Annotated in this window: 21 protein-coding genes; 15 read left to right on the top strand and 6 right to left on the bottom strand. The window is 53.3% G+C overall.

Going from position 1 to position 23,850, the window contains the following annotated elements:
* A partial coding sequence (locus tag B2310_RS06115; protein ID WP_290729589.1) for a type IV toxin-antitoxin system AbiEi family antitoxin domain-containing protein occupies positions 1 to 512 on the bottom strand: 512 nt, incomplete at its 3' end.
* 603 nt (positions 513 to 1,115) lie between these two features.
* On the opposite strand from B2310_RS06115, the gene B2310_RS06110 reads away from it, so the two are divergent.
* Positions 1,116 to 4,370, top strand: a complete 3,255-nt coding sequence (locus B2310_RS06110) for a type ISP restriction/modification enzyme (RefSeq protein ID WP_290729587.1) — start codon at positions 1,116 to 1,118, stop codon at positions 4,368 to 4,370.
* 33 nt (positions 4,371 to 4,403) lie between these two features.
* Here B2310_RS06110 and B2310_RS06105 read toward each other — a convergent pair whose 3' ends face one another.
* A complete protein-coding gene (locus B2310_RS06105; protein ID WP_290729584.1) occupies positions 4,404 to 5,462 on the bottom strand; it encodes a hypothetical protein in 1,059 nt (352 codons plus the stop codon).
* 232 nt (positions 5,463 to 5,694) lie between these two features.
* Here B2310_RS06105 and B2310_RS06100 point away from each other — a divergent pair, with 232 nt between their 5' ends.
* The 3 genes from B2310_RS06100 to B2310_RS06090 are packed head-to-tail and all read left to right on the top strand — an operon-like array spanning position 5,695 to position 8,836.
* Positions 5,695 to 7,434, top strand: coding sequence for an Ig-like domain-containing protein (locus B2310_RS06100; protein WP_290729580.1), 1,740 nt, complete (start codon positions 5,695 to 5,697; stop codon positions 7,432 to 7,434).
* 44 nt (positions 7,435 to 7,478) lie between these two features.
* Complete coding sequence (locus tag B2310_RS06095; protein ID WP_290729577.1) at positions 7,479 to 8,477, top strand: bile acid:sodium symporter family protein; 999 nt, start codon at positions 7,479 to 7,481, stop codon at positions 8,475 to 8,477.
* Complete coding sequence (locus tag B2310_RS06090) at positions 8,474 to 8,836, top strand: hypothetical protein (RefSeq protein ID WP_290729574.1); 363 nt, start codon at positions 8,474 to 8,476, stop codon at positions 8,834 to 8,836. Before B2310_RS06095 ends, B2310_RS06090 begins: the two co-directional genes overlap by 4 nt.
* A gap of 21 nt (positions 8,837 to 8,857) precedes the next feature.
* On the opposite strand, the gene folD is transcribed toward B2310_RS06090, so the two are convergent.
* Together folD and B2310_RS06080 are read right to left on the bottom strand one after the other, a co-directional pair.
* A complete protein-coding gene (gene folD / locus B2310_RS06085; protein WP_072813350.1) occupies positions 8,858 to 9,697 on the bottom strand; it encodes a bifunctional methylenetetrahydrofolate dehydrogenase/methenyltetrahydrofolate cyclohydrolase FolD in 840 nt (279 codons plus the stop codon).
* Positions 9,698 to 9,756: 59 nt separating this feature from the next.
* Positions 9,757 to 9,993, bottom strand: coding sequence for a hypothetical protein (locus B2310_RS06080; RefSeq protein ID WP_173366453.1), 237 nt, complete (start codon positions 9,991 to 9,993; stop codon positions 9,757 to 9,759).
* A 193-nt stretch (positions 9,994 to 10,186) separates the two neighbouring features.
* On the opposite strand from B2310_RS06080, the gene B2310_RS06075 reads away from it, so the two are divergent.
* From B2310_RS06075 to B2310_RS06050, 6 genes are all read left to right on the top strand, one after another.
* Positions 10,187 to 11,140, top strand: coding sequence for an FKBP-type peptidyl-prolyl cis-trans isomerase (locus tag B2310_RS06075; RefSeq protein ID WP_290725431.1), 954 nt, complete (start codon positions 10,187 to 10,189; stop codon positions 11,138 to 11,140).
* A 5-nt stretch (positions 11,141 to 11,145) separates the two neighbouring features.
* Complete coding sequence (gene argA, locus B2310_RS06070; protein WP_290729567.1) at positions 11,146 to 12,504, top strand: amino-acid N-acetyltransferase; 1,359 nt, start codon at positions 11,146 to 11,148, stop codon at positions 12,502 to 12,504.
* A gap of 1 nt (position 12,505) precedes the next feature.
* Positions 12,506 to 13,096: a nitroreductase family protein gene (locus B2310_RS06065; protein WP_290729564.1), complete on the top strand. Its 591-nt coding sequence runs from the start codon at positions 12,506 to 12,508 to the stop codon at positions 13,094 to 13,096.
* Between the two features lie 155 nt (positions 13,097 to 13,251).
* Entirely contained in the window at positions 13,252 to 14,742 is a 1,491-nt protein-coding gene (locus B2310_RS06060) for a glycoside hydrolase family 5 protein (RefSeq protein WP_290729561.1), read from the top strand.
* A gap of 19 nt (positions 14,743 to 14,761) precedes the next feature.
* On the top strand, positions 14,762 to 15,328 hold the full coding sequence (gene folE, locus B2310_RS06055; protein ID WP_072813434.1) for a GTP cyclohydrolase I FolE: 567 nt from the start codon (positions 14,762 to 14,764) through the stop codon (positions 15,326 to 15,328).
* A 111-nt stretch (positions 15,329 to 15,439) separates the two neighbouring features.
* Positions 15,440 to 16,684 (top strand): alpha/beta hydrolase, encoded by a 1,245-nt coding sequence (locus B2310_RS06050; RefSeq protein WP_290729558.1) that lies wholly within the window; start codon positions 15,440 to 15,442, stop codon positions 16,682 to 16,684.
* Positions 16,685 to 16,765: 81 nt separating this feature from the next.
* Here the strand turns inward: B2310_RS06050 and B2310_RS06045 are convergent, their stop codons facing one another.
* Positions 16,766 to 17,413 (bottom strand): NADase-type glycan-binding domain-containing protein, encoded by a 648-nt coding sequence (locus tag B2310_RS06045; RefSeq protein ID WP_290729555.1) that lies wholly within the window; start codon positions 17,411 to 17,413, stop codon positions 16,766 to 16,768.
* A 130-nt stretch (positions 17,414 to 17,543) separates the two neighbouring features.
* Between B2310_RS06045 and glgA the strand changes: the two genes are divergently transcribed.
* The 5 genes from glgA to B2310_RS06020 all read left to right on the top strand — a co-directional run bounded on the left by glgA (position 17,544) and on the right by B2310_RS06020 (position 21,794).
* Positions 17,544 to 18,767 carry a glycogen synthase gene (gene glgA, locus B2310_RS06040; RefSeq protein WP_173366448.1) on the top strand — a complete coding sequence of 408 codons (1,224 nt, stop codon included), beginning with the start codon at positions 17,544 to 17,546 and terminating at the stop codon, positions 18,765 to 18,767.
* Positions 18,767 to 19,819: a macro domain-containing protein gene (locus tag B2310_RS06035; RefSeq protein WP_173381682.1), complete on the top strand. Its 1,053-nt coding sequence runs from the start codon at positions 18,767 to 18,769 to the stop codon at positions 19,817 to 19,819. Before glgA ends, B2310_RS06035 begins: the two co-directional genes overlap by 1 nt.
* A 140-nt stretch (positions 19,820 to 19,959) precedes the next feature.
* On the top strand, positions 19,960 to 20,619 hold the full coding sequence (locus B2310_RS06030) for a vWA domain-containing protein (RefSeq protein WP_173381681.1): 660 nt from the start codon (positions 19,960 to 19,962) through the stop codon (positions 20,617 to 20,619).
* Between the two features lie 95 nt (positions 20,620 to 20,714).
* Positions 20,715 to 21,269, top strand: coding sequence for a hypothetical protein (locus B2310_RS06025; RefSeq protein WP_290729548.1), 555 nt, complete (start codon positions 20,715 to 20,717; stop codon positions 21,267 to 21,269).
* Positions 21,270 to 21,308: 39 nt separating this feature from the next.
* The gene (locus B2310_RS06020; protein WP_290729545.1) at positions 21,309 to 21,794 is read left to right on the top strand and encodes a hypothetical protein; all 486 of its coding nucleotides are present in this window, start codon (positions 21,309 to 21,311) and stop codon (positions 21,792 to 21,794) included.
* Between the two features lie 7 nt (positions 21,795 to 21,801).
* Here B2310_RS06020 and B2310_RS06015 read toward each other — a convergent pair whose 3' ends face one another.
* Positions 21,802 to 23,313, bottom strand: a complete 1,512-nt coding sequence (locus B2310_RS06015; RefSeq protein WP_290729542.1) for a fibro-slime domain-containing protein — start codon at positions 23,311 to 23,313, stop codon at positions 21,802 to 21,804.
* Between the last annotated feature and the right edge of the window lie 537 nt (positions 23,314 to 23,850).

The raw sequence follows: 23,850 nt of genomic DNA, 5'->3' as shown, positions 1-23,850 counted from the left end.
CTAATCATATCCGCTTTCGGCATTTGCGGCAAGTAATCCTGCACGAACTGCATGTCCAGTTCGTCAACTATCTTTCTATAGTTTAGGATGATTTCTTTATAGTAGTCGAAGGGCAAGTTTGACTTGTTGCGGATCAGTTCGAGCAGCATGCGTTCCCTGTTATACATTGAAACGGTTGCGCCGTTGACTGATTCTTGTACAGCTCCAAGAAACAGGATATCGCTATTCTCGAACTTCAGCACAACACGGTTGTCGGAATTTTTTGCTCCCCGCTCAGTTGCCAGGTAATATTTCTCGGGAATGGTATCGGTCAAACCGTAATGATAAAAAGCGGTATTCATCGTAAAAACCGCCTTAGGATATTTTGCGGAGAATAGCGAAGTTTCGGAAACATCCTTGCTATCGGAATAGAATCCTTTTGCGATGCGGAACAGGCGGCCTTCGGCAATGGCCTTTTTTATCAAGTATTTTGAGCCGAACGTTTCAATGCATTGGGCGAGCGTCTGAAGCATATTCTTTCCTAAATTCTGTAAAATGCGATTTTTTACAGAATTATAGTAAAAATATACGTTATTTCGCCGAAAATTCAAGGTGGTAAGCCTACTTTCACTCATATAATCTCCTTTGACAGACAAGCAGAAACTGCCAAGTAATGAACATTTGTTCATTATAAATATAGTTCCTCAAGGGGAGAATGTCAAGAGATTTTCGGAGAATTTCGCAAATTTCTTTCATCCCGATTTTTTCTGTCATCACCGCGTAGGCGGGCGGACAGCACTTAACAACTTGTTGTTTAGTGCGCATGGCCACCAAGGTGGGGATTTCCCTCTCGCATATTTACTTATATTATCGCTTACATAGCCCCGTACCGAATGGTTCGGAGCGACCGGAAATTTTGAGATTCGTCTCTTATTCTCTAGTCTGAAATTAGCACTTTCAAATCACATGAGGATAAGACGAACGCTCACGCCCGCATTGGGCGTGGGTCGTTTTGTGCTTATTATGTGATAGGGCGTGCTAACCCTCAGACTAGGTAGGTGCATTCGACTCCACGCCTTTTTTATTTGTGGAAATTGCGGCAAACAAGGAACGGCTCTCGCAACGCTGGAGCCGCCATGGCCGATTTGGACAAGAGCAAGATTCAAGCCGTCGCACAATACATCGACGAGGTATCCAAGCAATTTTCTACGGGCAAGGCGACCGAACACAGTTACCGTCCCGCACTCGCGAAACTCCTTGGCGACTTGCTCCCCAAATTCACCATCACGAACGAGCCCAGCCGAATCCAGTGCGGAGCGCCGGATTACATTATCGCGAAAGGGAAAGGAGCAACATCCATTCCTGTTGCCTTCGTAGAAGCTAAAGACATCGGCGATAGCGACCTGGATGGAAACCGCCAGCACAAGGAACAGTTTAACCGCTACAAGAATTCGCTAGACCATATCCTTTTCACGGATTACCTTGATTTTCATTCTTATGAAAACGGGCTGCCGACTCAAAACATCCGCATTGCAGAAATCAAAGGGAACAAAATTGCGCTAATAGACGCCAATGTCCCGATGTTTTTGGAAATGGTGGCACACCTCGCGGAATCGATGCCGCAGAGGATTACAAGTTCAACAAAACTGGCGCAGATGATGGCAGCCAAGGCGCGCCTCCTTGCCGAGGTGATTGAAAAGACTCTCGAAACCGATAGCGAAAAGACGGGCGAACTGGCGGGACAATGGAAGTCTTTCCAGAAGGTGCTGATTCACGATTTGACGGAACGGCAATTTGCCGATATTTACGCACAGACAATCTGCTATGGAATGTTTGCGGCAAGGCTCCATGACGACACTCCTGACACGTTCAGTCGAGAAGAAGCGGCCACGCTCATTCCCAAGACGAATCCGTTCTTGCGCAAGGTTTTCCAGAATGTCGCCGCATTCGATGTAGATACAAGCATCGCATGGATTGTTGATGACCTGGCAGAAACATTCCGGGTGACGGACATGCCGAAGGTCATGAAAAATTTTGGAAAGGCTACGGGGCAAGCCGATCCGATGATTCACTTCTACGAAGATTTTCTACGCTATTATGACCCCAAGCAGAAAAAGGCCTGCGGTGTTTATTACACGCCCGAACCCGTCGTCCACTTTATCGTCAATGCCGTTGATGAAATTTTGAAAACGCGCTTTGGTTTGAGCGATGGTCTCGCTGATACGAGCAAGGTGACGATTCGCCAAGCTTCGAACCTATATACGGACAACCGCACCAAAGACCACAAGAAATACGAAACGCGAGAATACCATAAAGTTCAGATTCTCGACCCGGCAACCGGAACGGGAACATTCCTTGCCGAAGTGGTTCGCAAGATAAATTCCGGTATGGAAAACCAAAAGGGCGCTTGGCAAAATTATGTGGAAGAACATCTGCTTCCGCGCCTGAACGGTTTTGAATTCATGATGGCTCCATACGCCGTTGCGCATTTGAAATTGGACATGGTGTTAGCGCAGACAGGCTACAAGGCAAGACAGGACAAACGACTTCGCATATTCCTTACCAATTCCCTTGAAGAATGTGACCACGACACGGGGACATTGTTTGCACAATGGCTTGCGCAAGAAGCGAACGAGGCAAACCTTGTCAAACGCGATACACCCGTAATGGTAATGATTGGCAACCCACCATATAGCGTGAGTAGTAGCAATAAAAGCGCTTGGATTCAGGAATTATCGGAAACCTACAAGAAAAATTTAAACGAGAAAAACATCCAGCCGCTTTCGGATGATTACATCAAATTCATTCGATTAGGACATTACTATGTAGAAAAGAATGGCGAAGGAATTCTCGCGTATATTTCGAACAATAGTTTTATAGATGGAATCATCCATCGACAAATGCGAAAAGCGTTGATGGAAACTTTTGATGAAATCTACATTCTTGATTTGCATGGCGACACTCGTAAAAAGGAAACTGCATTTGATGGCGATAAAGATGAGAATGTCTTTGACATCATGCAAGGCGTAAGCATTAACATTTTTATTAAGAAAAAACAGAGTGTCATCCTGAGCGAAGCCCGTAAGGGCGAAGTCGAAGGATCTCTAGCTAAAGTATATCACTACGAACTCTTTGGCAAACGCTTTGAAAAATACGCATTTTTAGCAAAGACTTCTTTTAGCGATGTGCCCTGGAAAGAATTGTGTCCGCAAAGGCCTCAATTCTTTTTTGTTCCAAAGGATTTTTCAATACAAGAAGAATACGAAAAAGGCTTCAAGATTGACGAACTAATGAAAATGAATACAAGTGGGGTTCAATCAGGAAGGGATCTTTTATTTATAGATGAGAACCATTATGATTTAGAAGCAAGAATAGAAAAATTGTTGCAAAAGAAATATGATAGTAATTTTTCAAAATGTTACAATGTTGAAGATTCAAGCGGTTATCCGTTACTAAAAAGAATTGCAGAGTCACAATTTAGTCCATCTAAAATACAGAAATATCTATACCGACCTTTTGATCCTAAGATTATTTATTATGACGAGAAATTAATAAAAAGAGCGTTTTTTAAAGTCCATAATAATCTAATTGAAAAAAAAGAGAATTTTGCTTTAATTGCATCGCGACAATGCATAGATAATTGGAAATATGTTTTTTGCACGAACAATGTTTGCGATATGAATTTGATTGCTAGTGCGGGGAAATTAGGTGGTGGAAACGTTTTCCCTCTCTACCTTTACCCAACAGAAGGTGAAGAACAACTCGGCGAAACACGCAAGCCCAACCTAGACGAATCCATTTGGCGTAAAATTGACGTCTGCCTAGATTCTTCGACTCCGTTCCCTTCGGCAAGCTCAGGGAACTACGCTCAGAATGACAATTCGCATATTACAACTCCTGAACAAATCTTTGATTACATCTACGGCGTTCTCCATACACCGTCCTATCGTGAAAAATACAAGGAATTCCTGAAAATTGATTTTCCGCGAATTCCGTATCCCGAAAACAAGGAAGATTTCGAACGCATCGTCTCCATCGGCAATAAACTCCGCAAATTGCACCTGATGGAAGAAATTCCTCCGCAGGCAACCTCCTTTGACATCGAAGGCGACAATGCCGTGAGCGAAATTCGTTTTGAAAGGGAGATCCCCGACCAAGTCGGGGATGACAACTACGGCAAAGTTTTTATTAACAAGACTCAATATTTCGGCAATGTCCCTGAACTAGCCTGGAACTTCTACATCGGCGGTTACCAACCCGCCCAAAAGTGGCTCAAAGACCGCAAGAACCGCACCCTTACCTACGACGACGTCTCTCACTACCGCAAAATCATCGCCATCCTTATCGAAACTCACAAGTTGATGCAGAATCTTGATGAAATTGCGGGATAAATTCGTCTTATCAAAAAAGGATGCGGCCCTTTTTTATTCGCCGTAACTGTACGGAGCGTGCACGGTGATGACCAGGCTGTCGGTCTTGAACGAGCCCTGGTTCCCGAGACGGAACGTTGCTTGCCAGATGTTAAAGAATCTTGAGTCTGAGGCGCGGTAGGCTTTGTCGGCTTCGTAGTTGTTCTTGATGCGCGAAGTCGAGAACATGTCGGCGATGGCGACGTCTTGGGGCAGGCCAGTCGCCGTGAAGTGCAGGCAGCCTATGTCCTTTTGCTCCCATCTTCTGTTGAGGACGTAGAGCGTATCCCCGTTGCATTTTTCGGGTGATTCGGCCATGTAGAAAGGACAGTCGTTGTTCTTGAGGGCCTCGCGCCGGGTAGAATCGTCCATCCATTCGGGGCATGAGACGCATTTGTAGGTGGTATCGAGATCGTAGTCGTATTCATAGCTTGCGATAGAACATTTCTCGATGGTCTTGAACTCGGTACCACTTGGCAGTTGCGACCTGTCGAAGTTCGTGTCGAGCGTGTAGCCCTCTAGCGAGTCAAGCCCCTCGGGGAACGAGAAGTAGGCCGTATCGTGGTCGCCGGCAGAAACCTTATGGTATATCTTTGCGTACAAATTAAGGTCTATGTCAAACTTTTTCTCTTCGCCTTTTATGTCGACGAGGGTGAATCGTAAGTGGTTGTCGCCGTCGGGGTCGATGCTCATGCCATAATTATAATGCCTATTGTAGTAATCAAAAGGCGGCATGTTTATAATGGAATCGCTGTCACCCACCTTGATTTTCGTGACGCATGCGGGGTGTACCGAATCCGCGCTCTCGTTCTCGAGCAGTTTGCAATCGAGCGTTTCCAGGTGCACGTTTGTGATGGAGTCTGTTGCGGTGAACGAAATCTGGAGTGTCGTTGGACGGTGCACCATTTCGGCTGCGGGGAGGCAAACATGGTTTTCGCAGTAGTTGTAGACCGGGTCCATTCCCAAAATGCGGCCTTCATCATCTACGATGATGAGGTCCCCGTTGGCATCACAGGCCCCGAGGATGGTAGCGACGATTGCGGCCACTGAAAATATGGCGATTTTCTTGTGCATGTTAGAAAAATAACAAAATAGGGGCTGCACAGGTCGATGTTTCGCAAATTGCCTGACAAGGTGCAAGAATGCAGAGATGGAATGGTTTCCGGGTATGCCGCCGTAGTCCGTAGACAACGTTAATGCGCTTTTGCGGGCCCGTTTCAGAAACTTTTAGTATATATTTATGTACGGCGGATTCCGGTGGTTCGGAATCCTGTCTAGAAAAGGTATGGGAAATATGGGCTTTGGTTTGCATAAGGGATTGCCGGTTTCGGCGCTTTGCCTCGCAGTGTTTGGTTTTATCGGGGCAGGTGCCGAGCCGCTGGCCTTTCCGGAGGCGCTCGGTTTCGGGGCGCAGGTCACGGGCGGTCGCGGCGGAACCGTGTATCACGTGACGAATCTGAACGATGACGGCGCGGGTTCTTTCCGCGATGCGGTAAGTCAGGGCAATCGCATTGTGGTCTTTGACGTGGGTGGCATCATCAACATCAAGACGGCAGTTTCCATCAAGAGTAACATTACCATCGCGGGGCAGACGGCTCCGGGCGAGGGAATCGCCATTCACGGCGGCAAGCTCAGCACGGGCAAGCAGAGTAATATCATTATCCGCTACCTGCGAATCCGTCCGGGCGAAAATACCGCGTCCGAGAAGGATGACGCACTCAACCTTTACGATTCCAAGAACGTAATCGTGGACCACTGCTCGGTGGAACTTGCGCCATGGAATAACTTCGGCGGTTCTTCGGACAATGCAAGCTACCGCGTTACGGGCATTACGGTGCAGAACTCGCTGATTGCAAACCCCATCGGGCAGCAGTTCGGTGCGCATATCGAATCGGTGGATGGCACTTGGGCTTGGTACTACAACGCCTTTGTGAATACGCACAACCGAAACCCGCTCGACAAGATTAACGACGTGTTCGTGAACAACATCCTCTACAACTTCGAGGCGGGCTACACGACGCATACGAGCACGCACTTCAATCACGACATCGTGAACAATTACTTTGTCTATGGCCCGAAGGGGAGTAACCCGTGGTTTCAGGTAGACAAGAACCAGAGCATCTACGCGAGCGGCAACATGATCGATACGGACCGCGACGGAAAACTGAACGGCGGGCCTTCTAGTATTTACTACTACCAGGGTGTGGGCGAGGAACTTGCGAAACCCTGGAGCGAACTTACGACATCGGGCCCGATGCTCAGTGCAGCAAGTGCGTGGCGCTATGTGACGTCGCAGAGCGGCGTGCTTCCGTACGACGACATAGATTCGCTGGTGTGGTACCAGGTGAATACGCTTGGAACGGCCGGTGCGCTCGTGAAGAGCGTGGGTGCGATGGGGCTCAAGACCAATAACGGCTGGGGCGAGGTGATTGCGGGGAAGGCCGCGACCGATTCCGACAAGGACGGCATGCCAGATTACTTCGAAGAGGCTCTTGGTTATGACAAGTCAAAAGATGATGCCATGACCAAGGAAAGCGATGGCTACGTGCGTATCGAGAAGTATATCAACTGGCTGGGTGCCATGCACGCGACGGCTGCGGGTGGGAAGTCCCTCGATTTTGACCTGCGCACGATTACGCGCGGGTTCAAGGATGTATCGCCGACCTACAGCGTCTCTGCTGCGGAGAACGGAACCGTAGAACTTGCGGGTGACGGCTATACGGCAAGGTTTGCGCCCAAGGCGAATTTCAGCGGGCTTGCTTCGTTCAAGTATACCGTGAAGGGCAACGACAATACCGAATATACGGGCCGCGTTGAGGTGCTTGTGGAAAAATCTGCTGGCGCGGGCACGGATACTTCGACTGTGCAGCCGCAGGACTCGTCATCTGTTGTCGCGGGCGATTCAACTGCGACGGATTCGATAACCGTGATACGGGACCTTCGTCGTGCACGCCCTGCCGACATGCGCGGGGCTACATATAAAAATTATCGCGACTTGAAGGGCCGCCGCTTCGAAAAACTGATTCCCTACAGGGTGATGTTCTAGACGGTAGACGTGTTGCGGTGTAGGCGATTTCCTATATTTTGCGCATGTTGAAAATAATCAAGGCTATCAGCCGTTTCCTTTCTACCTATACATCTCTGGTCGTCATCGGCGCCGCGGTGGTCGCCTTTTTCCTCCCGGTCGCGTTCGGCTGGGTGCACGGCAACACGAGTTCCATAATCCTCGGCGTCATCATGCTCAGCATGGGCCTCACCATCACCGTCGACGACGTGAAGAACCTCATGAAGCAGCCGCTCCACATTCTGCTCGGGGCGTGCGCGCAGTACACCATCATGCCGCTGGTGGCCTTCACTCTCACCAAGGTTTTCAGGCTCGACCCGTACCTGGCCGTGGGCATCATTCTCGTGGGTTGCTGCCCGGGTGGCGTCTCGAGCAACGTGATGAGCTTCCTTGCCAAAGGGGACGTGACGTATTCCGTGAGCATGACGATGGTCTCGACGTTGCTTGCCCCGCTCATGACCCCGCTGCTCGTGCTCTGGCTTGCCGATACGAGCATTGACGTGAACGCGAAGGGAATGTTCCTGAACATCCTGTACGTGACGGTTGCGCCGATTCTGGTTGGCTTTATTTGCAACTATTTCCTGGGCAAGAACCCGGTGTTCAAGGAAGTGCGTGCGAATATGCCCGCGGTTAGCGTGATTGGCCTTGCGCTGATTGTGGGCGGTGTCATCGTGACGGTGCGCCCGCACCTGCTTACGAACGGGCTTTCGCTGTTGTTCCTCGTGCTTGCGGTGGTGTTTTTCCACAACGGGCTCGGCTACGTGCTGGGCTATACCGTCGGGCGCATCTTTAAGTTCAATACCGCAAAGAAGCGCACCATCGCTATCGAGGTGGGCGTGCAGAATGCGGGCATGGCGACCGTGCTTGCGGCGGCCTTCTTCGCGAACCCCGAGAACGTGGCTGCCCACCCGGAGGCTGCGATTTGCGTGGTTCCGTGTGCCATCAGCTGCGCGTACCATTCCATAAGCGGCACGATTGTCGCGGAGTTCTTTGCGCGGCACGACAAGAAGGAAAAAGCGGCATGATCTTGGCGAAGAGGCTTGTTTCCCGTCTTGCCGTGCTTGCTGCATTATTTGCCTGCGCTTCGGCTGCAAATGCGCAGCTCGTGCAGAAGAAAAATTCTGCGCCGACTGCGGCAGATTCGATAGACCTTTCCGGCGCGAAGAAAAATGGCCCGTTAGTTTATTCGGACAGCGCGACGCTGCATAACGAACGTGCGACATCCGATGCGAAGGCTGCGATGAACCTTGAATACTCGAACGATTCCCTCACGGGGACATTGATTGGTATAGGCGCCGAATTCGTAGGGCAGACGGTCAAGAATATCCTCTCTCCGAATTCCGCCGAAGCCGACGCCGTCGAGCTGGAACGCCAAAGACGCTAGTCCGCGCCTTTGATCCTTGAATTATCCCAAATATTTTTCGCCGCTTTCCACGCTCTGGTAGATGAGCGTGTTGATGGTCATGGGGCCCACGCCACCCGGAACCGGGGTGTACGCGCTCGCCACGTCGTCGAGACCCTTCTCGATATCGCCCACGCCGCCCGGATGGTAACCGGCGTCGACCACGACCGCACCCTGCTTGATCCATTCCTTCTTGATGAACTCGGGCTTGCCGACCGCACCTACCAGGATGTCGGCCTGCTTCACAAATTCGGGGAGGTTCTGCGTCTTGCTGTGGCAGATGGTCACGGTGCAGTCTGCGTTCAGGAGCATCATGGCCATGGGCTTGCCCAAGATGGCGCTGCGGCCTACGACCACGGCGTGCTTGCCCGCGAGCGGGATGTTGTATGCCTTCAACAGGCGCATGATTCCGGCGGGGGTCGCGCAACCGTACGCCGGTTCGCCCATCGCCATGCGGCCAAAGCCGAGGCAGGTCACGCCGTCCACGTCCTTGCGTGCGTCGATGGCCTCGAAGGCGGCACGCTCGTCGATGTGGCGCGGAACCGGGTGCTGCAGCAAAATGCCGTGCACGTCGCGGTTGTCGTTCAGTTCCTGAATCTTGTTGAGCAGTTCCTCGGTGGTGGTGTTCTTGGGGAGCACCACGCGGATGCTTTCCATGCCCACACGGGCGCAGGCGTTGCCCTTCATCTTCACGTACGTGGCGCTCGCCGGATCGTCGCCCACCAGGATGGTGGCGAGTATCGGGGTCTTGCCCGTCTTTTCCTTGAGTTTCGCCACGCGGGCGCTGAGTTCTTCTTCAGTGGTCTTGGCGAGTGCCTTGCCGTCGAGGATGAGTGCTGCCATAAGGTCTCCGGTGCGCAGGTTGCGCTAGTTTTACGGCAACAAAGATAGAAAAGTGGCGCCTAGACGAACATGTCCATGACGGCAGGAATTACGATGCAGACGAAAATCCAGGGGTAGGAGAGGGCTCCCGGGAGCCAGCCGGTTGTGCCCTTGGGATGTCTCACGTGTGCGCGCACCATGCTGGCGTCGCGGCTCACCGATTTCTCAAGTTCGTCCTTGAGGCCGAGCATAGACGTGTCAAAGCGACTTTTGTTCTCGCTTGCTTTCGCTACGATATTCATAAAGTTGCTGGTCATAAGCTGTACCTTTCTCTTCCTGCTTATAAAAAATAGTACATGCAGCGCCCTTCTGCAATGGAAAATGTTTATGGAAGTTTACAAAGCAGGTTTTTTGTGAGGTGATTCACGCAATCTTGCCCCTTTTCGGAGGCGGGTGTGAGCGAAATTACCTATTTTTCTTATGATAACATCCAAGAAAGGGATCTCCTGTATGAAATTTTCTGTTTTAGCCCCGATTGCTGCCTCTTGCCTGGTTTTTGTCGCCTGTGGCGGAAACAAGAACGCTGCTCCCGCGACAGACCCGACTCCGGCTCCCGCTCCCGCGGTTGCCCCCGAAACGAAGATTTCCCTCGACAGCACGGTCGACCGCTACAGTTACGCCCTGGGTATGGATCTTGGCAGGGCGATTGCCGAAATAAAAGTTCCCCTCAAGCTCGACGTGATTATCGCCGCCATCAAGGACGAGGTGGACACGAGCCGCAAGGTGCTCATGACGGATTCCGCTTCCGAGCAGGCGCTCCAGGGCCTGCTCTTGCAGATGCAGCAGAAGAAGGAAGCCGACGCGAAGGCCGCCGCCCAGAAGGCTCTCGAGGAGCAGGCTCAGTTCCTCGCGAAGAACGTGTTGGATTCCACGGTGAAGGTGACGACCAAAGGAGTGCAGTACAAGGTAATTAAGGAAGGCGCGGGCATTACCCCCAAGGCTTCCGACAAGGTGCAGGTGCACTATGTGGGTTCGCTCCTCGACGGTACCGAGTTCGACAACAGCGTGAAGCGCGGCGAGCCGCTGGAATTCCCGGTGAATGCCGTGATCGAGGGCTGGCAGGATTTGCTCCAGGTGATGAAGGAAGGCATGAAGGTGAAGGCCTGGATTCCGAGCGCGCTTGCTTACGGAGAGGCCGGCGTGCCGCCGATGATTCCCGCGAATGCGCTCCTCGTGTTCGAGGTGGAACTCCTGAAGGTGTATGCCGAGACTCCGGCCGTGGATGGTTCGACGGGCTCGCCAACCGATGCCGCCGCTGCCCCTGCCGCTCCGGCCGAGGCCGCCCCCGCTGCCGAAGAGGCCCCGAAGGCCGAGGAGAAGCCTGCCGCCGAAGCGCCGAAGGCTGCCGAACCTGCAAAGCCCGCGAAGGATAGCAAGAAGCCTGCGAAGGGCAAGAAGAAGTAAGAAATATGAACAACACTGCGTCCGATTTCTATTCCCAGCACTTCGAAGTTGCCGGATTCATCCGGGAAGTGTTCGGCTATATGGACCGGTTCAAGGGCCAGCTTTTCGTATTGAAGATTGACGATAGCCTTATGGACCATCCGCTGTTCCCCGTGCTCATGCGGGATATCGCCCTGTTGCACAAAGCGGGCATCCGCATCATCATCGTGCCGGGTACGCGGAACAGTATCGACGCGCAGCTGAAGGCCTGGGAACTTGAAAGCAAGTTCGAGGGCGGCGTCCGGCTTACGAGCGAGGAGGCCCTGCCCCTCATTGAGCAGGCGAGCCTCGGGGTTGCACAGCGCATCATGAGCCACCTCACGGCGAGCGGGCTCAAGGGTATCCAGGGCAACTGGGTGCTCGCCCGGAGCCTCGGGGTTATTGACGGTATCGACTACATGCGTACCGGGCGCATTGAACGTATCCAGCGCGATACGCTCGAACAGCTTTTGGACGAGAAGTTCGTGCCCATCATTCCGCCTATCGGGTGGAACAAGCTCGGGCACGCCTACAACATCAGTTCTACCGAACTCGCGACTGAAATCTGCAAGTACATGCAGGTGGGCAAGTTGTTCTTTATCGGTAACGAGAACGGCATCAAGCTCAAGGGGCTCGTGACCGGCAAGAACACGAAGTATCTGGAACCGACCGACTCGGGCGTGATTTCGGCACTGGACGTGGACCAGGCGAAGGAACTGCTGGAACTCAATTCCGACGTGCTCGACTTCGCGCAGATGGACTACCTGATGAACGCCATCCGGGCGTGCGAGGCGGGCGCTAACCGCGTGCATTTGCTGAGCGGTGAATTTCAGGGCAGCGTGCTGCAGGAAGTGTTCAGCGCGCGGGGCGACGGTACCATGGTGTACGCGAACCAGTACTCGAGTATCCGGCCCGCGAACATCGAGGACATTCCCGATATCCTGCGCATCATGCAGGACTACATCGCGAAGGGCTACCTGGTGCCGCGCACTCAGGAAAGCATTTCCGAGAAGCTCAAGGACTACGTGGTGTACAGCATCGACAACAGCATTCACGGTTGCGGCGCCTTGCACGAGTTCGAAGACGGGATGGCCGAAGTTGCGGGCATCGCGGTGGGTGCGAACTACCGCAAGTCGGGCATTGGCGATGCCATCGTGCGGCACCTGATTTCTGTCGGGCGCATGAAAGGCTACAGTAAGCTGTTCTTGCTCACCACGCAGGCTCTCGACTGGTTCTACCACTTCGGATTCGAGGATGGTACGGTCGAGGATTTGCCCAAGAGCAAGCGCGACCATTACAACCAGAAGCGCAACTCGCGTATCCTGATTCTCCCGCTGGATAAGTAGTATGAACACACTCGAAGCAATACGCACACGTCGCAGTACCCGCAAGTTCAAGGCACAGCCTGTGGAACTCGAGAAGTTGAAGCAGATTGTCGAGGCGGGTCAGTTTGGCCCTACCGGCGGCAACGCTCAGACGAATCACTTCTTCGTGATTTCGGATGCTTCGGTGATTGCGAAACTCAAGGAACTGGTACAGGCAGCGTTCGCGAAGATGGAACTCCGCGAAGACCTGTACAAGAGCCTCAAGAATTCCATCACGCTCGCCCGCAAAGGCAATTACTCGTTCTGCTACACGGCGCCTGTTCTGATTGTAGTCGCGAACAAGAAAGATTACGGCAACAACATGGCCGACGTGGCATGCGCGGTGGAGAACATGATGCTTGCGGCGAACGAGCTCGACCTGGGCAGTTGCTACATCAACCAGCTCAAGTGGCTGAACGAAGACCCGACGCTCCTCGAATACCTGCGTGGCCTTGGCTTGCGCGAAGACGAACGCGTGTACGCCTCCGTTGCCATCGGCTACGCCGATACGGAGAGTGGCCTCCCGAACCGCAGCCAGTCGCCCCGCACCGGCAACGAAGTCGTGTTTGTGTAAATTCTGCTAAAACCCGACTTTTTTGCAAAGAAATCCAATTCAAGGACATTTTGTCAACGAGAAAAACTGCCTGGCGGGCGCCTGCGGGCTGTAAATCCATATATATTTTGGGTGTTGTTTGAAGTGAAGGCGCCTTCGCGCCTTAAAGGGATGTTATGCTTAAAAGCAGATTCAGGACTGCGGCGCAGGCCGCTTCCTTCTCCGTGGCGTCGCTTGCTGTGCTCGCGAATGCCGAAACGCTCCCGACGGCGGGCGAAATGTTCAACAAGATGGGTTTCGGGATTAACATCGGCAACACGATGGAAGTTCCGGGCAACCCCACAGGCTGGGGCAACAAGTTCCCGACAGAAGCCTACATCGATTCGGTGAAGGCGGCGGGTTTCAGCACCATACGCATACCCTGCGCCTGGGATAGCCACGCTAAGGACGGTGTCATCAACGAAAGCTGGATGGACTCGGTGCAGACGGTCGTGGACATGTGCATGCGCGCAGGCCTCGTGACGGTCCTGAACATCCACTGGGATGGCGGCTGGCTCGAAGAGAACCTGAAGGACGAAAAGAAGGACGAGGTGAACGCGAAGCAGAAGGGCTACTGGACGCAGATTGCGACGCGTTTCAAGGACTATAACGAGAACCTGCTCTTTGCGAGCGCGAACGAGCCCGCGACTACCGACGACAATTACAGGCACGAGACGGAAATCCTGATGGTATACCACCAGACGTTCGTGGATGCCGTGCGTGCAACGGGCGGCAACAATGCGAGCCGTACTCTTGTAATCCAGGGGCCTTCCACGAGTATCGACCGCACGACCGAGGTGATGCCGGTTTCCAAGCTCCCGAAGGACGTGATTGAAAACCGCCTGATGGTCGAGGTGCATTTTTATGACCCGTACACCTACACGCTCATGAACGACATTGCCGACTGGGGCGCGCAAGTTTATCCGCAATATTACTGGGGCGATGGCCTTGCGACCGGTGCAGACATCGTGCACAACTGCGGTTACAACGCCTGGGCGGGCGCGATGGGCGACAAGTGCACCAGCGCGCAGATTCAGGAACAGTTCGGCAAGATGAAGACGAACTTTGTGGACAAGGGCGTGCCCGTGATTATCGGCGAGTTCGGTGCGAACGACCGCGTGGGCGTGCTGACGGGCGACAACTACGCGAAGCACCGCAAGGGCCGCCTTGCCTATTACGACGCCGTGATGAAACTCGCGAAACAGAACAAGGTGGTGCCCATCGCCTGGGATACCGGTCACGAGGGCGAAAACAACATGACCATTATCCGCAGGCAGTCCGCGCCGGACGGCTCCGTGTTCGACATGGACGTGCTGAAGATTATGCGCAGTGCCTACGGGCTCGGCGACTATGTGAACAATGGCATCACGCATGTGGAAAATTTCAAGGCCGGTGGCGAAACGACGGGAATCGTGAACGGCGCGCAGTTGGGTGAGGGTTTGGCGCGCGTGACCTCCGGGATTGTCCGCGTGGGCAACCGTCTGGAATCCGCGGGCGAAATCAGGCTGTTCAACCTGAACGGAACGCTTGTCTGCACCGCGATAAACGGCATGTCGCTCGAAAACATTCCGCACGGTATATATATTGCCAAGGGCGCTGGCGCCTTGGTGAGAGTTGATATCCGGTAATTTTTCTATCTTTGTCCGTATGAACCTGAAGATGATGGAAGATGGCTTCCGGATGATTCTCGCCGGCATGGGCGAGAATCCGAACCGCGAAGGCTTGCTCGATACGCCGAAGCGTGTCGCGAAGATGTATGCCGAACTCATGACCGGCCTTTCGGGCGAGATGCGTGCCGAGGATATCCTCAAGACGCGCTTTCACGAGAAGTACGACGAGATGATTATCGTGCCGGATATCGAGTTCGCGAGCATGTGCGAACATCATTTTCTGCCGTTTACGGGCAAGGCCCACGTGGCCTACATTCCGGGCGACTGCGTGGTGGGACTTTCTAAAATTCCCCGCGTGGTGGAATTCTATGCGCGCTTTCCGCAAATCCAGGAACGCATGACCCGCCAGATTGCCGAACTCATCCAGAAGGAACTGAACCCGAAGGGAGTCGCGGTGGTGCTCGAGGCATCCCACATGTGCATGACCATGCGCGGGGTAAAGAAACCCGGCGCCACGATGGTCACGACCCAGCTTCTCGGCCGTTTCAAGACCGACGAGAAGACCCGCGCCGAGTTCATGTCGCGTATCTACGCGCCCCGTTAAATTGCCGCTTTTGGATTTATTGTCCATGGAAACTCGCGTAAGCCGCGAGTTTTTCTTTTTTTTGCGAGATATCTTTATATGCGGTTACGGAGCAAAACAAGGAGTAAAACAATGAAATCTCGATTCTTCAGGAATCTAGCGAAGGGCCTCGTGGTTGTAAGTGCCGCCCTTGCCGTTGTCAACTGCGACGATTCCGCGTTGACCAATGCCCCGCAATACGATCCGAACGATCCGCTTGCCGCGCTTAGTTCTTCGGGCATGGTCGATCCCTCCCAAATGGGGGACGGGACGGTGACTCCGGGTGGCGACGATGCCTGCTTGGCCTCTAGCCTGCCCGATGCTTGCGGCCCTGGGACAAATCCGGTCGTAAATCCGACGAGCAACGCAGATGTGAATCCTGCTTCCAGTGCGGATGTCAATCCGGCAAGCAGTGCCGAGGTCGCGCCCGCTTCCAGCGAATCGGTTTCGGCTGAATCTTCTTCCAGCGAAGCGGCTCCGGTCGTTTCTTCTTCCAGCGAAGAAGCGAAGCCCTCCGTGCCGAAAATTTTCCTCGCGAACGACAAGGAAGAAGAAAAGAACTATATGGAAGTCGAGTACAAGACGAATACCGGCTGGGATGGGGAAGGGATTCTCGCATACCCCAAGCGCTTGACCGACAATCCGGACCAGAAGCATGCCGTTGTGGTATGGGGCCCCGGTGGTGGTACAAAACCGAGTGCTTACGAAGGCATGATTCGCCGTCTTGCATCTCACGGTTTCGTGGTGGTTGCTCTCAAGGAATCTCCGGGCAACGCGACCCAGGCCATCAAGGCTCTCGACTGGCTGGATGGGCTGAACAAGGATTCGAACAGCCCGCTGTTTGGCAAGCTCGACATGAATACGGTCGGTTGCTCGGGCCACTCCATGGGTGGTCTCGAATCCGAACAGGCCCTCATCAAGGACAGGCGCGTGCTTACCGCATTCCTCAACAACAGCGGTGACTGGGGCGGAGCCGGTGCCATGAAGGTGGCGACCGACCGGACTATCGCTATCCTCTACGGTGAAGGCGGCATGGAACGCGGCAACGCCGAGAACGATTACAACAACGCGAACGTCAAGGCACCTGCATGCCTTATCCAGATGACGGGTGGCAAGGGTACCGAATGCTACGAAGTCGCTCCCGGCCGCAGGGAATGCGGTTACGGTCACGGTTCCGGCTCGTGGGACGGCATGGCCGCTACGGTTGCCTGGATGCGCTGGCATCTCGGTGGCGAAGAATGGCGTAAGGCAGACTTCGTAGGCACCAGCGGCAAGTACATCGACGGAAACATCGCCGGCCACGATGGCAAGTGGAAAGGCCAGTGCAAGAACTTCTAAGAATCTCCACACTCACTCCAAAAAAGTGCCTCGCCATACCGGCGGGGCACTTTTTATAGAGGCTTGTCTTGGGGGTGGTGGCTAGTTGCCCCAGACCCTGAATTCGGATGCGCTTACGGACGCGGCTTCGCCTTCGTGAACTTCCTCGATGCGGCAGAAAAGCTTGCCGGCGCCTCTCAGGAGCTTGTCGAAGGGGAAGTATTGGATTTCCTTCTGCTTGTTGATTTCGAAGGTGCCGACCTTGTTCGCTTCGGTGACGGCGTCATGGTAGATGGAAATTTTCTTGATGGCGCCGTGCTTTTCAAAATCCTCGTCGGTTTTCTGGTAGCCGTTCGCGATGCTGAATCCTGCGATGACCTTGGCCTTCACCTTGATGGCGATGGTCAGGTTCTTCTGGCCTTCCCATTTGGCGGCCCAGGCGGTCGCGGTATTGTCGTCGCGCAGCCTGCTGTTGGGGTCGTGGCCTCCGGCGAGAACATTCGATGCGGCGGCGTAGAGCATCACGTCGTTCCACTTGACCGGGCATCCGTCCAGCTTGCAGGCCTCGAAGAACTTGTCGGGATCGTTCTTCAGGAGGTTCTCGTAGTATTCCTTGGCGCACTGAGCTTCGTCTTCCGGGGCGGCATTGCCCCACCCGTTGACCGGATCACCGCTGGTGCAGTTCGGTTCTGCATGGAGGGCCGTGACGCACGAGGCGAAGAACAGGCTTGTCAGTAATTTCTTGTACATTCGCGTTATCCCGTTTTTACCTGAAAAATAGATATTTTGAAAAAAGATGTAATTTAATAATAGGCTCTTTTTCTATGATATAATTACTATTTTAATGAAGTCTAGGAACGTCAAACCGGAGTTTAATCGCATGAACGCAGCAATTCTGACCAATGAGTTCCCGCCGGAGATTTACGGTGGTGCAGGTATCCATGTCAAGTTCCTCACGCAGGAACTCGCAAAGCTTTGCCACATCGAGGCGCGCTGCTTCGGAGACCAGGATGTCGACGAGGACAATATCCGTGCATTGGGCTTTTCGCGCAAGATCGGGCTGAATCCGGAAGATGACCGTTTCCAGAAAATTTTCAAGCCGCTCGATATCAACCTGCAGTGGGCCGCTACCCTCAAGGACATTGACGTAATCCATTGTCACACCTGGTACAGCCATTTCGGCGGCGTGCTTGCGAGCCGCCTTCTGCAGTGCCCGCTAATCCTCACTACGCATTCGCTTGAACCGCACCGCCCGTGGAAGGCGGAACAGCTCGGTGACGGCGGTTATGCCATGAGCTGCTGGATCGAACGCACGGCCTACGAGGCTGCCGACGGCGTGATTGCGGTGAGCGAGGGCATGAAGCGCGACGTGATGAAACTCTATGGTGTGCCCGAGGACCGCGTAAAGGTTATCTACAACGGCATCGACCCGGAATTCTACGCGCCGACATTCAATGCGGGCATCCTCGAGAAGTGGGGCGTGGACCCGAACCGCCCCTACGTGCTGTTCGTGGGCCGCATTACGCGCCAGAAGGGCATTAGCCAGCTTATCCAGGCCATTCCGCAAATCGACAAGAAGGCGCAGGTGGTGCTCTGTGCGGGTGCTCCCGATACGGTGGAACTCGCCGAGGAATGCAAGTCGCTTATCGAAAAGGTCCAGGCCACCCGCGACGGCGTGGTGTGGATTCAGGAAGCCGTCCCGCACGAGGAACTCCGCGTGCTCTATAGCCATGCGACCGTGTTCGCCACGCCCTCGCTCTACGAGCCGTTCGGGATTATTAACCTCGAGGCGATGAGTTGCGGGACCCCGGTGGTGGGTTCTGCGGTGGGCGGGATTCCCGAGATTATCGTGGACGGCGAAACCGGATTCTTGGTGCCGCTCAAGCATGTGTCCGAGACGGATTTCGAGCCTGCCGACCCGAAGGCCTTCCAGACCGACTTTGCAAACAAGCTAAACAAGGTTCTTGCTGACCCGGAACTCGCGAAGAAGATGGGCGAGGTGAGCCGCAAGCGTGCCGTGGATGTGTTCAGCTGGAAGTCCATCGCCAAGCAAACGTACGACTTTTACCAGGAATGCATCGAACGCTACAAGAAAAGTAAGTAATGCCCTTAGAAATTGTACGCAACGACATTACCAAGGTCAAGGCTGATGCCATTGTCAACTCCGCGAATAGGCACCCTATTTGCGGGGGCGGTACCGAATACCAGATTTACGAGGCCGCAGGCCGCGAAGATCTGCTGAAGGCCCGCGAGCAGGTCGGCCCGCTGGACGTTGCTGGGGTGGCGGTGACGCCCGCGTTCGCGCTAGACGCGAAGTACATCATCCATACCGTGGGGCCAAAGTGGAATGACGGCAAGTCCGGCGAAATGCTCGCGCTCGCAAATTGCTACCGTAATGCCCTCGATAAGGCGAAGGAACTGGGCTGCCAGTCCATCGCCTTCCCGCTTATTTCCAGCGGGGTGTTCCGGTTCCCGAAGGATTATGCCGTAAGGATTGCGACGCAAACTATCGGCGAGTTCTTGCAGACAAACGAAATGCTGGTGACCCTCGTGGTGTTTGACCGCAAGGCGTTCGAAGTTTCCGAGGACTTGTACAGCGATATCCAGGCGTTTATCGACGACAATTACGTACAAGATAAATACGAGGGTGTGCGCAGGTATGCAAGGCGGCGCCGGCAAGGTCGCAACGTTCCCGACGAGGAATGCGAAAACATGGCCCTGCAATCGCCGCAGATTCCTGCCGAGGAACCTCTCTATTGCGCGATGAAACTGGCAGAAAAAAGCTCGGCAAGCCTCGACGACATTCTCGCGAAACCCGGCGAAACCTTCTGCGACAAGCTGTTCAATCTCATTCACGAAAAGAACCTGGACGACGTGGAAGTCTACAAGAAGGCGAATCTCGACCGCAAGCATTTTTCCAAGATACGAAGCAACGTAAAGTACAAGCCCACCAAGAAGACGGCCCTCGCGCTTGCCATCGCGCTCCACCTGAACATGGACGAGACAAAGGACTTGCTCGCCCGCGCGGAACTCGCGCTTTCGCCCTCCAACAGGGGCGACCTGGTCGTTTCGTACTTTATCGAGCGCGGAATGTTCGATATCTGGGAAATCAATAACATGCTTTTCAAGTTCGGGCTGCCAACTCTAGGCGCTTAAAATGTCGCCTGTCAGGCGACCAAAACGCCTCACCTAGCATCTATTATTGCCATCGTTAACCGGTCGCAAATGTGAAGGTGCGAACGCACCAAGCCAGCGACCACTACCTAAGCCGCATTCATAGCGGCACGGAGGCAATCATGAAACAGGGACTCACCGAAATCGTATTTATCTTGGACCGCAGTGGTTCCATGAGCGGGCTCGAAAAGGATACTATCGGGGGCTTTAACAGCACCATCGACAAGCAGAAACAGGAGACGGGCGAGGCGTATGTCTCTACCGTGCTCTTCGATACCGAAATGGAAGTGCTCCACGACCGCACCCCGCTTGCAAACATTGCGCCGCTCACCGAAAAGGAATACTACGCCCGTGGCTGCACCGCGCTCCTCGACGCCATCGGCGGGGCAATTCACCACATCGGCAACGTGCACAAGTACGCCCGCGACGAAGACCGCCCCGAAAAGACCATCTTTGTCATCACCACCGACGGCTACGAGAATTCGAGCCGCAAGTACACCGCCGAACGCGTGAAGCAGATGATTGAACGCCAGAAGCAGAAGTACGGCTGGGAATTTATCTTCCTCGGTGCAAACATCGACGCCATCGAGACCGCAAGGAACTTCGGCATCGACGAGGATCGCGCCGCAAACTTCGTGAACGACAAACCCGGAATCGGAGTCATGTACGAGGCGGAATGCTGCCTGATGAGCGACATCCGTAACAATCGCAAGAACGCCCGCCAGTGGAAGGCGAAGGTCGATGCCGATTACGCAAAGCGCGGCAACCACAACGGGAAATAGCCATGTGCGGCGGCTGCCTTACAGGGATATTCTTGGCGTTTCTGTTTATCTACGCAATATTTTTTAGATAGGCAGGAACGAAAGAAAATTATTTAATGTCGTTTTATGGCACCATAAAATTGTACATTTATGGTTGTGACGCAATGCGGCGAGGGAATATGGCTCCGGGGAAATACATAGGTCAGGTCTTTACGGAAAAAGTTGAAATCTATGAAGGTGAATCAACTTTCGAAAACTGCGTCTTTGAAGAAGGCGTGCTGGTTAAAGGAAATACCAAAAGTCATTTCTTGTCGGGCGAATTTCCGTCGGCCTCTTTTAAGGCCTGTTCATTCCGTGGAGAAAATGAACCGAGCGTGTCGCTGTGGCATTTCGCGCAGTGCTCGTTTGTCGATTGCCAGATGTTTTCCGAAAAATGCATTACGCTCCGTATAGATATCGGGGCGCATGGAACGTTCAATAACTGCAAGATAGATTACATAAAGTGTGCCGCAGCCATTATGCCAGAAGCTTCGGGAGACTTTGAAAATTGTTCCTTCCGTTGCTCGGGTGACGCTGCGGCGGGATTACCTGCGCTTCCGATATACTTTGATGCGAATAACAAGGAAAGGACGCACCTTGTCAATAACACGCTGAATGGGGAACGCCTGTAATTTTCATATATTTTATCCGGCTAGAAAAGGAGTTTCGCAATGCCGGAACAAGTCTTGACGCATGAATCGCTGGTGGAGTTTTTCGGGGAAGAAGAATTCAAGAAGTTGTGCAATCACGAGGCGGGCCACGCGCTTGTCGCGTTCCTGTTCAAGCGCCCGCTGGATTACGTGAAGATGAACAATTCCAAGGAGCAGCCGGGCACCACGCACATCGCGGGTACGGAACTCGAGGGCGACGCGCATATCGCGATGGCGGGCCATATCGCGGAATTCCTGATGCGCAAGGATTTCAAGTGCGACCTCGATACCGTCATGAAGGAACTGCCCATGGAACTCTACAAGAACGATCCGGACTACCAGAAGTTCCAGGCGGCGTGCTACTATTTTCAGCTGGCCGAGACGAACGTGGTCGAGCAGGATTACAACATCCTGATGGCCTGCCAGACGCAGCTCTGCAAGATTGCGCAGGCCCTGAACGAGCGCACCTACCTGAGCCGCGCCGATATCGAGGCGCTCGCGAAGTAGGCTGTCGTTATTCCTGCGTTATCGGGAAGTTTGTCCACATGCTGAAGTCGCTCAGGCTTGTGCGACGTGCGCAGAAGAATACGTCAATCGGGTATTTCTCGCCCTCTTTCATGAACGAACTGTAGGTCTTGTTCAGCGCTTTCATCTGGACAAATCCCGGAGCGTTCACGTGCGTGCCGCCGTTATCCACCGCGAGTTTGTTCCCGATAAAGACCCACTGGTCGCCCGAGGCGGAGAAGCCTGCTTCCAGCGTGTCGGAATAGGTAAACGTCCCGTGGATTTCCATACAGAAGTGATGGTTGCGGCTTTCCCTCCAGTGGGTGTTCCCATACAGCATGTTGTAGAATTCCTGATGATCCGACAAACTCATGAAGCTTCCTCCGCAGTCCTCGACTCCATCGGTCCATCCGGGTCCCTTGCAGTAGTGATAGAAGTCAACGCTGTCATTTATAAAGTACGGAGATTCGCCATCCCTCTTTGTCCTGGCATCTGCCAACGGTCCCAGCTTCTTGCCTCCGACAGTCAAGATGTCATCGTCCGTTGTGTTTTCGATGGGGAAGAACCCTCCGATTTTGGTTCCGTCAATGGTGGAATCCGAATTGAACATCCATATCCCGTTGTCATTCTTTGGGAATGGCATTTCCCAGGCGACCGCTTCGTTGACTCCTTCTGTATAGTTGAACAACTGGTTGAAGAACTTGTCTTCAATAAAGCACTTTTCGCCAGCTTCGGTGAGTACGGGCTTCTTGTCGGAACCAAGAGTCGTTTCGACTATTCCTTGAATTATGCCGGAACAGTCAGTAGCGGCTTTTATGGCAATCTTGGAATCTGTTCCCTGGGCGCCAGTTTGGCAACCTTCGCTGGCTGCTGCCCCAGGATTCGATTGATAACACGAGAAAGCGGGGTGCAACGTTGCATCGGTATCATAGATTGTCGCCGTCAGCGAATTCTTTGCGGACGTTCCTTTCGAGGAACTGCTGGATTTCGCTTCTTTATCAGAAGAAGAGCTCTTCGCTTCGGCGGAACTGGAGGATTCGTCCTTTGCCGAAGAAACCTTCTCGCTTCCGGAGCTGTTCTTTTCGCCGGACGAACTGGACTTGTCTGTCTTTTTGGAAGAGCTGGATTTTGCTTCGGATGATTCCGGTTCCTTTGAATCGGATTTCCAGCGGCCATCGGTGCATGTCAGGAACCCGTGCTCGTCGAGAACGTAGGCAGAGACGCCTTTGCGCTTGTCGGAGCAGTTGGGTAGGTCTTCCCGTGTCGCGGCGACGCTTTCGGCCTCTTCCCATTTTTCGTCGAGGCAGATGCGGATAGAGGAATCGTCTTCGACGAATGCGACTGACTCCTGGCGCTTCTCGGTGCAGCTCGGCAGGTCATCGTCTGTCGCGACCGAATCCATGGGAACGGCGTTTTCGGGTTCTTCCGCATGGTTGCCTGTCGAGGAATCGTCGCCGCAGGCGCTCAGTGTGGCGAGTGCCGCTGCAACTGACAGGGTCAGAATGTAGACATGCTGTTTCATATCCATCTCCTTGATGTAAGAGATGGCCATATTCGGTGTAAAGACGAAAAAAGTGTGGAATCGCCTTTGCACTTACCGAATCTGCGGTTCTGGTAAACCTTACTCGTGGAAAAGTACAAACACGTCCCACACCCATGGGGTGCGAGTGCTTGTCCTATTCTCTCGAGTTGTAGAAATTTACCAGATTTCAGATTCGAGAATAAGAGCAATCTCTTAAAGTATGTATCTAATTATAATATACATAAAAATTTACAGGAGGGGTGCACTCTTTTTTCATGTGGTTGGAATTACCCAAAAAACGCCTTGATGTAGCCTTGCGCCTGTCTTGCGGAGAGCGGGTTGGCGCCGCTTTCGAATGTTGCGACGGGGGCTTGTCGAGAATGTTAGTTTGTATAAAATTTTATAAAAATGTGCCTATAAGTGGGCTGTTTTTGGGTGTTTTTAGGTGCAAAACTCCCTTTGTGGCCCTCTCGGGCTTCATTTTCATTCGGTGGGGCGCCGAATTCAAAACCACTTTTTTATCTTTAAAGCGAAAAA

The sequence above is a fragment of the Fibrobacter sp. UBA3629 genome (assembly GCF_002374005.1).
Lineage (GTDB): Bacteria > Fibrobacterota > Fibrobacteria > Fibrobacterales > Fibrobacteraceae > Fibrobacter.
This window is presented reverse-complemented; position numbering and strand designations above follow the sequence as displayed.